Here is a 10,998-nt window from a genome sequence, read left to right as displayed (position 1 = left end):
GCTGAAGGGGATAAACTGCGTCATGCCCATCAGATTCGCGGATTTCAGACCGGAGGGAAATCCGACAGACTGCTAGGGTCTTCCGATGAGGTTCGGCGCGGTGCTCGCCGCCGGGCCAGCCTGCCGTCCACGGGCGGCACGTCGTCAGAAGGCCGGAACACCATGCGCGGATCGCTTTCCCTGACCCTGTACCGGCGGCACGGAGCCGCGCCTTGAAGATTTGCGTTATCGGCGCCGGCATTGCCGGCCTGTGCGCCGCCTGGCATCTGGCGGATGACGGGCATGAGGTGGTGGTGCTGGACCGCGAGGCGGGCCCCGGCCTCGGTACCAGCCGCGCCAATGGCGGACAGCTCAGCTACAGCTACGTGGCGCCGCTGGCGGCGCCGGGCGTGCCGCGCAAGGGGTTGGGCTGGATGCTGGACGCCGAGGCGCCACTGCGCCTCCGCCCGCAGATGGACCCGCGGCTGTGGCGCTGGCTGCTCGGCTTCCTGCGCGCCTCGCGCCCGGAGAATTTCGAGGCCGGAACCCGCGCCATGCTGCGCCTCGCTTATCACAGCCGCGACGTGCTGGCGGCCATGATGGCGGGGGAGCGGCTGGATTTCCATTACCGGCAGAACGGCAAGCTGGTGGTGTTCCGCGAGGCCGAGGAGTTGCAGGACGCCGCCGCGGTGGTGGCGCTGCAGGCCCGGGAAGGCGCCCGCCAGCAGGTGCTGGACGCTTCGCAATGCCTGGCGCTGGAGCCGGCGCTGGCGGCGATCGGCGGCGAGTTGGCCGGCGGCGTGTTCACGCCGGAGGAGGCGGTGGGCGATTCCCACCTATTCTGCCTGGCGCTGCGCGATGCCTTGGCCCGGCGCAACCGGGTGCAGTTCCTGTTCAACCGCGAGGTCACCGGGCTGCGGCTGATCGGCGGCGCGGTGGAGGCGGCCGAGACGCCCCAGGGCCTGGTGGATGCGGATGCCTTCGTGCTGTCCTCCGGCATCGGCGCCATGCGGCTGGCGGAGCCGCTGGGCCTGCGCCTGCCGCTCTACCCGCTGAAGGGCTACAGCCTGACGGTGCCGACCCGCACCACCGACCGGCCGCCGCAGATCAGCATCACCGACGCCCACCACAAGACGGTATACGCGCTGCTGGAAGACGCCGCGCCGGATCGGCAGGGGCGGCTGCGCGTCGCCGGCATGGTGGATCTGGTGGGCTTCGGCACCCGGGTCTCGGAAGACCGCGTCGCGCTGTTGGAACGCCAAGCCCGGGAAGCCTTTCCGGCGGCCGGCGACTGGCCGCGCGCCGAAGCGTGGGCTGGGCTGCGCCCCGCCACGCCGGACTGGAAGCCGATCCTGGGCGAGAGCGGCATCGGCCGGCTGTGGCTGCATCTTGGCCATGGCGGGCTGGGCTTCACCATCGGCTGCGGCACCGCCCACCTGCTGGCGGCGATGATCGCGGGGCGGGCGCCGGCCATTCCGGTCGGGCCATATCGATTGCCCCGCCGCGCCGCCTAGCCATCCCGCGCGGCCGGGTTTATGCCGGTGGCTTTCCCGCACCGGATGGCCACCATGGATCAAGCCCCCGCTTCCGTTGAAACCCCCTGGCACCTGCTGCCGCCGGGCTTCGACGAGATCGAGGCGGCGGCCGGCCGCATCGCCGATGCGCTGGTACGGACGCCGCTGCTGGAAAGCGAGCGCGTCAATCGCCTCATCGGCGGCCGGCTGCTGCTGAAGGCCGAGGGGCTGCAGCGCACCGGCAGCTTCAAGGCGCGCGGCGCCTGGAACTTCATCTCGCAGATGGAGGATGCGGCGCGCGCGCGGGGGGTGATCGGCTTCTCCTCCGGCAACCACGCGCAGGCGGTGGCCTGGGCGGCGGGGCGCCACGGCGCCCCGGCCGTGCTGGTGATGCCGGCAGACGCGCCGGCCACCAAGATCCGCCGCACCCGGGAATGGGGTGCGGAGGTGGTGCTGTATGACCGCCGCACCGAGGACCGCGAGGCGATCGGCCGCGACATCGCGGCGAGCCGCGGCCTGACCCTGATCCCGCCCTTCGAGGACCGCCGCATCATCGCCGGCGCCGGCACGGTGGGGATCGAGATGATCCGGCAGGCGGAGGCGCTGGGCGCGGCGCCGGACGCGCTGCTGGTGAACTGTTCCGGCGGCGGGCTGGCAGCCGGCTGCGCCATCGCGGCCCACGCGCTCTCCCCCACTACCGAGGTCTGGGCGGTGGAGCCGCAGGATTACGACGACCTGGCCCGCAGCCTGGCCAGCGGCACGCGGCAGGCCAACGACATCTCCAGGCCGTCCATCTGCGACGCGCTGCTGGCAGCGACGCCGGGCGCGATGACCTTCGCGGTCGCGCAGCGCCACCTGCGCGGCGCGCTCGGCGTCAGCGACGCGGAGGCGATGGCGGCCATGCGCCTGGCTTTCGAGGAGTTCCGCCTGGTGCTGGAGCCGGGCGGCGCCGCCGCCTTGGCTGCCGTGCTCGCGGGCCGGATCGAGGCCGGGGGCCGCGTGCTCGCCGTGCTGGCCTCCGGCGCCAACGTCGATGCGGAGCTGTTCCGCGAGGCGCTGGCCGGCGCCTGAGCACGAGGCTGGGCGACGCCTGTTCCCGGCGGCGGTATGAGTCCCGGGGCGGGGGGGGGCGCTACACCGCCGCGGCGTCGAAGCCGTCCGGCACGCGGCCGGAGGGCGCTGCCAGCGCATAAGGGCCGCGCGGCAGGAACCGGCCGGAGCCCGGGGCGGCCAGCACTTCGCCCTCGCGCATCGCGACCTCGCCGCGGCGGATGGTGAGCGCCGGCCAGCCCTTGATCGCCATGCCCTCCCACGGGGTGTAGTCGATGGCGTGATGCAGGCGGGATTGGGTGATGGTGGTTTCGCGATCCGGGTCCCACAGCACCAGGTCGGCATCGGCGCCAGGCGCCAGCGTGCCCTTGCGGCCGGCCAAGCCGAACAGCTTCGCCGCGTTGGCCGAGCTCAGCCTCACAAAGGTCGGCAGGTCGATGCGGCCCTTGGAAACGCCCTCGGAGAACAGCACGGGCATCCGCGTCTCGATGCCGGGGACGCCGTTGGGGATGGCGTTGAAGGCCGGCGTGCCGTCCGGCCGCTGTACCGCCGCACCGGTGCCGTAGGCGCTGCTGCCTGCCGCCTTCTTGGCGGTGGCGAAGGAGAAGCCGCAATGATCGGAGGTGACCACGTCCAGCGTGCCGTCCTGGATGCGCCGCCAGATCCGAGCATGCTCCGCCCGGTCGCGCAGCGCCGGGGAGCAGACCGCCTTGGCGCCGGCGAAATCCGGCGCCCGCAGGTCATCATGCGACAGGGTGACGTATTGCGGGCAGGTTTCGCCCCAGACTTTCACGCCGCGGGCGCGGGCAGCGGCGATCTCGGCGGCGGCCTCCTCGCAGGATACGTGGAACACCTGGATCGGCTGGTCCGCCAACTCGGCCAGGGCGATGGCGCGGTGCGTCGCCTCGCGCTCGACCACCGGCGGGCGGGACCAGGCGTGCTGCAGCGGATCTGTGAGCCCGGCCTTCAGCAAGGCCTGGATGCGCCAGCCGATGGCATCGAAATTTTCGCAATGCACGGTGACCATGGCGCCGAGGCGTCGGGCCGTGGCCAGCACCTGGAGGAACTCGCCATCCGTCAGGCGCAGCGGGTCATAGGTCAGGAACACCTTCAGGCTGCGGATGCCGCGTGCCACCAGGGCCGGCACCTCGCGCTCCAGCACCTCCGGCGTCGGGTCGGTTATGATCTGGTGGAAGGAATAATCGGCGCGGGATCGCCGGGCGCGTTCGGCATAGCCGGGCGCGCTGGCGGCGAGGGAATGCCCCTTCCATTGCGGCAGAAAGCAGATGAAGGAGGTGGTGCCGCCGGCCAGCGCCGCCGCCGAGCCTGAGGCGAAGCTTTCCTCCTGCGCCGTGCCGTCCTGGCCCAGCTCCTCGATATGGCAATGCGAGTCGAGGCCGCCCGGCGTGATGATCCGGCCGCGTGCGTCGATCTCCTCCCGTCCGCGCCGCAGGCCGCGCCCGATCGCGGCGATCACGCCGTCCCTGATGCCGAGATCCGCCTCAAACACTTCCGCCGCGCTGGCCAGGGTGCCGCCCCGCAGCACCAGATCGTAGTCGAAATCGCTCATGCGCCTGTTCCCGCCTGGTCCGGCCGCGCATCTCGACACGTCGCTCGCCGCCCCGCAAGCTGCCGGCCCGCAGGCAGGAGGCCGCCGCCATGACCGAGTTTCCCACCCAGCCCCTGGCGCTGCCCGGCGGCAGCGCACCGCGGCGGCGCGGCTTCGTCGACCGCCCCGATGCACGCATTTACTTCGAGGCAGTGGGCGAGGGGCCGGCGCTGGTGTTCGGCCATGGCCTGGGCGGCAACCACCTGTCCTGGTGGCGGCAGGTCGGGCATTTCGCGGCGACGCATTGCTGCGTCACCTTCAGCCATCGCGGCTTCTTCCCGTCCGAGGTGGCGGATCAGCCGGACCCGGCGGCCTATGCCGGCGACCTCGCGGCGCTGCTCGACCGGCTGCGGATCGAGGCGCCCGTGTTCATCGGGCAGTCCATGGGCGGCTGGACCGGGATCGACTTCGCCCTGCACCATCCGGGACGGCTGCGTGGCCTGGTGCTGTCGGCCACCTCCGGCCCGATCGACCCGGCGAGCGCCGGGCCGGCGGCGGCGGCGCGGCTGGCGCAATGGGCGGCGGAGGCGCAGACGGCCAGGGCGGCAGGCGCCGCGCGCGGCGTGCATCCGGCGGCCGGCGCGCGCATGGCGGAGGAGCAGCCGGCGCTGCACCTGCTGTACCGCACGGTGGACGAGCTGAGCCCCGGGCTGGACAAGGAGGCGCTGCGCCGCCGCATGTTCGCCGCCCGCACCCGCCCCGCGAGCGAGCTCGGCCACATCTCGGCGCCGACGCTGTGGATCACCGGGGCCGAGGATGTGGTGTTCGCCGCTCCCGTCGCATCGTTGCTGGCGGCGCAGATGCCGCGGGCGCGGCATGTGGAGATCGCGGGCGCCGGCCATTCGCCCTATTTCGAGCGGCCCGATGCCTTCAACGCGGCCTTGGCGGAATTTCTGGCGGCGCTTTAGCGCCTCCCGCAGAGCCTGATGGTCCCTGACGCGCTTCAGGCGGTCTCGGTGAGGGTGCGCCGGACAGCACGCCGCCATCCGGCATAGGCCGCCTCCCGGTCGGCCTCAGCCATCTGCGGCAGGAAGCGCTTCTGAAGCTGCCAGGACCGTGCGAAGCCCTCCGGCTCCGGGCAGAGCCCGGCCTGCAGCCCGGCCAGGTAGGCCGCGCCCAACGCCGTGGTTTCCTGTTGCACCGGCCGGTCCACCGGTGCGCCGAGGATGTCGGCCAGGAACTGCATGGTCCAGTCCGATGCCACCATTCCGCCATCCACCCTCAGCACGGCGTCTTCCCCGGAGGCTTCCGAGCCCCGCAGGTCGGCCCGCATGGCGCTGAGCAGGTCCCGCGTCTGATAGCCCACGCATTCCAGCGCGGCGCGGGCGAAGTCGGCGGGGCCGGAGGCACGGGTCAGGCCATAGATGGCGCCGCGCGCCTCCGCATCCCAGTAGGGCACGCCCAGCCCCACGAAGGCCGGCACCAGGTAGAGCCTCGCATCCGGATCGGAGCGGGCCGCGAGTTCCCCGCTATCCGCCGCGGTGCCGATCAACCCCAGCCCGTCACGCAGCCATTGCACGGCGGCCCCGGCCACGAAGATGGCGCCCTCCAGCGCGTAGGTGCGGCGGTCCTTCAGCTGATAGGCGATCGTGGTCAGCAGCCGATGCCGCGAGGCGACTGGCGTTTCGCCGGTGTTGAGCAGCGCGAAACAGCCGGTGCCGTAGGTGGATTTCACCATGCCCGGACGAAAGCAGGCCTGCCCCAGCGTCGCTGCCTGCTGGTCGCCGGCGATGCCGAGCACCGGTGTGCGGCCGCCCAGCACCGCCGTGCTGCCGAACATCGCGGCGCAGTCGCGCACGTCGGGCAGCAGGGACGGGGGCACGCGGAACAAGGCGCAGAGCTCCGCATCCCAGCGGCCGGCATGGATGTCGAACAACAGCGTGCGGGCCGCGTTGGTGGCATCGGTGGCGTGTACCCGCCCTTCGGTCAGGCGCCACAGCAGGAAGCTGTCTACGGTGCCGAAGGCAAGCTCGCCGCGCTCCGCCGCATCCCGCGCGCCGGGAACATGATCCAGCATCCAGGCGATCTTGGTGGCGGAGAAATAGGGGTCGATCAGCAGGCCGGTGGCGGCGGCGACCCGGGGCGCATGGCCGGCCCGGCGCAGTGCGGCGCAGGCATCGGCGGTGCGCCGGTCCTGCCAGACCAGGGCACGGTGGATCGGCCGGCCGGTGTGGCGGTGCCAGACCAGCGTGGTTTCGCGCTGGTTGGCGATGCCGATACCGGCGATGTCGGCCGCGCTGAGCCCAGCCCCGGCTATGGCCTCGCGCAGCACGGCGACCGAGCTGTTCCACAGATCCTCGGGCTCGTGCTCGACCCAGCCGGAGGCAGGAAAATGCTGGGCGATCTCGCGCTGCGCCACCGCCACCGGCACCAGCTCCGGCGTCCGGTACAAGATGGCGCGGGTCGAGGTGGTACCCTGGTCAAGGGCCATCACATGGCCATGGGCCGGCATGAAACCCTCCCTGGTATTCCCCCTGAGATATTTCCCCCTGGGCATTCCCTGGCACCGAAGGCGCCGGGGCGGCGCGGCGCGGATGGCGCCATGGGATCCCCCGGCCCGCTCCGCTCCTGTCCCGGCCGTCCGCTCAGGCCGGCCGGAGCCGGCCCGTTCCTACTCCCAACTCAGTGCGCCGCCATTCTGGTATTCGATGACGCGGGTCTCGAAGAAGTTCTTCTCCTTCTTCAGGTCCATCACCTCGGACATCCAGGGGAACGGGTTTTCCGTCTCCGGGAACACCGGCTGCAGCCCGAGCTGGGCGCAGCGGCGATTGGTGATGAAGTGCATGTACTGCTCGCACAGCGCGCTGTTCAGGCCGAGGAAGCCGCGCGGCATGGTGTCGCGGCCATAGGCCACCTCCAGCTCGCAGGCTTCGCGCAGCATGCCGCGCACCTCCTCGGAGAACTCGGCCGTCCAGAGGCCCGGGTTCTCGGCGCGGATCTGGTTGATCACGTCGATGCCGAAGTTCAGGTGGATGCTCTCGTCGCGCAGGATGTACTGATACTGCTCGGCGATGCCCACCATCTTGCCGCGCCGGCCGAGCGACAGGATCTGCGCGAAGCCGGTGTAGAACCACATGCCCTCGAACACGACGTAGAAGGCGATCAGGTCGCGCAGGAAGGCGCGGTCATTCTCCGGCGTGCCGGTGCCGAAGCCGGGGTCAGACAGGTTCTGGGTGTATTTGAGCGCCCATTCCGCCTTGCCGGTGATGGACGGCACCTCGCGGTACATGTTGAACAGCTCGCCCTCGTCGAGGCCGAGGCTTTCCACAATGTACTGGAAGGTATGGGTGTGCACCGCCTCCTCGAAGGCCTGTCGCAGCAGGTACTGCCGGCATTCCGGATTGGTCAGGTGGCGGTACACCGCCAGCACGATGTTGTTGGCGACCAGCGACTCCGAGGTGGCGAAGAAGCCGAGATTGCGCTTAACGGCGCGGCGCTCCTCCTCGGTCAGCCCGTCGCGCGACTTCCACAGCGCGATATCGGCCTGCATGGAGACCTCGGTCGGCATCCAATGGTTGTTGCAAGCGGAAAGATACTTTTCCCAGGCCCAGCGGTACTTCAGCGGCAGCAGCTGGTTCACGTCGGCGCGGCAATTGATCATCGCCTTGTCATCGACCGACACGCGAGCCGCGCCATGGTCGATCTGCCCGAGGCCGGTGGCGTCACCGGCCGGCAACACCGGGGCGTCCGCCTTGCCCTCGTTCCAGTCCAACATCGTGCTCTCCATGGTCATGGTATCCGCCGCCTTCAGGGTCACTGGCAGGCCTCGCAGCCGGGATCGTCGATGGAGCAGAACTGCGGCGCGGCATCGGCTGCGGGGGGCGGCACCGGCACGGCCTGGGCGGCCGGCTCCGGCGCCTGCAGCTTCACCGCGTTGAGCTTGCCATCCGAGGTCTTCAGCGTGGATTTCTCCACATGCGTGGCGCTCTGGGTGCGCAGGTAATAGGTGGTCTTCAGCCCGCGCTGCCAGGCGAGGCGGTAGATGGCGTCCAGCTTGCGGCCGTTCGGGTTGGCCAGGTACAGGTTCAGCGACTGCGCCTGGTCGATCCATTTCTGCCGGCGTGCCGCGGCCTCGATCAGCCAGTGCGGCTCGATCTCGAAGGCGGTGGCGTAGAGCGCCTTCAGATCCTCCGGCACGCGGTCGATGGCACCCAGGCTGCCGTCGTAATACTTCAGGTCGCTGACCATGGCCTCGTCCCACAGGCCGCGCGCCTTCAGGTCGCGCACCAGATAGGGGTTCACCACGGTGAAGTCGCCCGACATGTTGGCCTTCACGTAGAGGTTGCGGAAGGTCGGCTCGATCGACTGGGTGGCGCCGACGATGTTGGAGATCGTCGCCGTGGGCGCGATGGCCATGGTGTTGGAGTTGCGCATGCCGGTGGTCTTCACCCGCTCGCGCAGCGCGCTCCAGTCCAGGCTCTGCGAGCGATCGAGATCGAGGCCGCCGCGCGCCTCGGCGACGTATTCGATGCTGTCGATCGGCAGCACGCCCTGGCTCCACAGCGAGCCGGGGAAGGAAGCGTAGGCGCCGCGCTCCGCCGCCAGCTCCACCGACGCCTCGATGGCGTGGAAGGAGATCAGCTCCATGCTTTCATCGGCGAAGCGGACCGCGTCCTCCGAGGCGAAGGGGATGCGCAGCGCGTGCAGTGCGTCCTGGAAGCCCATCAGCCCCATGCCGATCGGCCGGTGCCGCAGGTTGGAGCGGCGGGCCTGCGGGATGGTGTAGAAATTGACGTCGATCACGTTGTCCAGCATCCGCATGGCGGTGCGGATGGTGCGCTGCAGGCGCTCGCGGTCGAGGCCCGTCTCGGTGACGTGGCGGCCGAGGTTGATGGAGCCGAGGTTGCACACCGCCACCTCGCTGTCCGAGGTGTTCAGCGTGATCTCGGTGCACAGGTTGGAGGAATGCACCACGCCGGCATGGCGCTGCGGCGAGCGCAGGTTGCACGGGTCCTTGAAGGTCATCCAGGGATGGCCGGTCTCGAACAGCATGGTCAGCATGCGGCGCCACAGGTCCACGGCGCGCACCCGCTTGTGCACCTTGATCTCGCCGGCGGCAGCCAGGGATTCGTAGCGGAGATAGGCGGTCTCGAAGGCGCGGCCGTACAGGTCGTGCAGGTCCGGCACCTCGTCCGGCGAGAACAGCGTCCAGTCGCCATTCGCCTCGACCCGCTGCATGAACAGGTCCGGCACCCAGTTCGCCGTGTTCATGTCATGCGTGCGGCGGCGGTCGTCGCCGGTGTTCTTGCGCAGGTCGAGGAATTCCTCGATGTCGATGTGCCAGGTCTCCAGGTAGGCGCAGACCGCGCCCTTGCGCTTGCCGCCCTGGTTCACCGCGATGGCGGTATCGTTGGCCACCTTCAGGAACGGCACCAGCCCCTGGGACTGGCCGTTGGTACCCTTGATGTGGGCGCCGAGGCCGCGAACCCGCGTCCAGCTGTTGCCGATGCCACCCGAGAATTTCGACAGCATGGCGTTGTCGCGGATGGCGTTGAAGATGCCCTCCAGGTCGTCCGGCACGCTGGTCAGAAAGCAGGAGGAAAGCTGCGAATGCCGCGTGCCGCTGTTGAACAGCGTCGGCGTCGAGCACATGAAGTCGAAGGAGGAGATCAGCTCGTAGAACTCGATCGCCCGCTCCTCGCGGTCGATCTCGCGCAGCGCCAGCCCCATGGCAATGCGCATGAACAGCGCCTGCGGCATCTCGTAACGGATGCCGTCCTGCTGCAGCAGGTAGCGGTCATACAGGGTCTGGAAGCCGAGATACTGGAACTGCAGGTCGCGCTCGGGCTTCAGGGCTGCGCCGAGGCGGGCGAGGTCGAACAGCGCCAGCTCGGGGTTCAGCATACCGGCGTCGATGCCGCGGGCCACGAAGTTCCTGAAATATTCGGGGTAGCGCTCGGCCATCTCCGCCTGGGTGACGGACTGGGCCGGTCGGCCGCCTTCCACATGCGCCAGGGCCTCGCGCCGCAGCTCGGCCAGCAGCAGGCGGGCGCTGACCTCGGAATAATTCGGCTCCTGCTCGATCAGCGTGCGGGCGGCCAGGATCGGCGCCTGCGCCAGGTCGGCCGTGCTGATGCCGTCATACAGGTTGCGCGCCGTTTCGGTCAGGATCGGCGCGGCGGTGACATCGGCGATGCCGTCGCAGGCTTCCTGCACCAGCTGCGCCAGCACCTGCCGGTCCAGCGGCCGCAGCCCGCCATCGGCATCGCGGACATGCAGCTCGGGTTCGGCCGGGCGGGCGGCGTGCTGGGCGCGCTCCTTGGCGCGTTCCTCGCGATACAGCACGTAGGCCCGCGCCACCTTGTGGTGACCGCCGCGCATCAGCGCCAGTTCCACCTGGTCCTGGATGTCCTCGATGTGCAGCGTCGCGCCGGCGCCGGAGAAACGGGTCAGCGCCGCCACCACCTGCTGCGTCAGATCGGCCGCGACCTCATGGATGCGCTGCGAGGCCGCGGCGGAACGACCTTCCACGGCCAGGAAGGCCTTGGTCAGGGCCGTGGTGATCTTGCCCGCATCGAACGGGGTGGGGCGGCCGTCGCGGCGCACGACCTGCAACTGCCGCTGCTCCGGCGGCACGCCCCGCTTCTCGCGCCCGCTGGGATCGCGAAGGGCTTCCTCGGGCAGGGACAGGGTGGTCATGGGGCGGTGTCTCCGGCTTCCTGGGGATCGGCTCGCCGGGGACGAATCGCTGTTCCGGCGCGGTACGCACCATGTGCGCTGGGCCCCGGCATCGTCAACATATAGGGAAAAATTGCTGGTGGATAACTAGATATGGTGTCTGTGGGTAAGTACCCGCTTTCCCAGAAGAAACAGTGGAGTCGGCCACGGAGTTGCGCCGCCGTCTCT

The 10,998-nt window shown here is 70.2% G+C and carries 7 protein-coding genes; 3 read left to right on the top strand and 4 right to left on the bottom strand.

Features of this window, described 5'->3' with window-relative positions; translation table 11 throughout:
* The first annotated feature begins 212 nt into the window (after positions 1 to 212).
* Together D2K64_RS19050 and D2K64_RS19045 are read left to right on the top strand one after the other, a co-directional pair.
* A complete protein-coding gene (locus D2K64_RS19050; RefSeq protein WP_120009966.1) occupies positions 213 to 1,493 on the top strand; it encodes a D-amino acid dehydrogenase in 1,281 nt (426 codons plus the stop codon).
* Positions 1,494 to 1,547: 54 nt separating this feature from the next.
* Positions 1,548 to 2,564 carry a threonine ammonia-lyase gene (locus D2K64_RS19045; RefSeq protein WP_120009965.1) on the top strand — a complete coding sequence of 339 codons (1,017 nt, stop codon included), beginning with the start codon at positions 1,548 to 1,550 and terminating at the stop codon, positions 2,562 to 2,564.
* Between the two features lie 61 nt (positions 2,565 to 2,625).
* Here D2K64_RS19045 and hydA read toward each other — a convergent pair whose 3' ends face one another.
* Complete coding sequence (gene hydA / locus D2K64_RS19040; protein ID WP_120009964.1) at positions 2,626 to 4,113, bottom strand: dihydropyrimidinase; 1,488 nt, start codon at positions 4,111 to 4,113, stop codon at positions 2,626 to 2,628.
* Positions 4,114 to 4,202: 89 nt separating this feature from the next.
* On the opposite strand from hydA, the gene D2K64_RS19035 reads away from it, so the two are divergent.
* Complete coding sequence (locus D2K64_RS19035) at positions 4,203 to 5,060, top strand: alpha/beta fold hydrolase (RefSeq protein WP_120009963.1); 858 nt, start codon at positions 4,203 to 4,205, stop codon at positions 5,058 to 5,060.
* Positions 5,061 to 5,095: 35 nt separating this feature from the next.
* Here D2K64_RS19035 and glpK read toward each other — a convergent pair whose 3' ends face one another.
* The 3 genes from glpK to D2K64_RS19020 form a co-directional block, all read right to left on the bottom strand.
* Positions 5,096 to 6,604 carry a glycerol kinase GlpK gene (gene glpK, locus D2K64_RS19030; protein ID WP_120009962.1) on the bottom strand — a complete coding sequence of 503 codons (1,509 nt, stop codon included), beginning with the start codon at positions 6,602 to 6,604 and terminating at the stop codon, positions 5,096 to 5,098.
* Between the two features lie 159 nt (positions 6,605 to 6,763).
* Entirely contained in the window at positions 6,764 to 7,885 is a 1,122-nt protein-coding gene (locus D2K64_RS19025; protein WP_274379314.1) for a ribonucleotide-diphosphate reductase subunit beta, read from the bottom strand.
* Positions 7,886 to 7,905: 20 nt separating this feature from the next.
* Entirely contained in the window at positions 7,906 to 10,791 is a 2,886-nt protein-coding gene (locus D2K64_RS19020; protein ID WP_120009961.1) for a ribonucleoside-diphosphate reductase subunit alpha, read from the bottom strand.
* Between the last annotated feature and the right edge of the window lie 207 nt (positions 10,792 to 10,998).

Source organism: Teichococcus vastitatis, assembly GCF_003604215.1.
Lineage (GTDB): Bacteria > Pseudomonadota > Alphaproteobacteria > Acetobacterales > Acetobacteraceae > Pseudoroseomonas > Pseudoroseomonas vastitatis.
The sequence above is the reverse complement of the archived record's forward strand: the minus strand, read 5'-3'. Positions and strand labels throughout refer to the sequence as shown.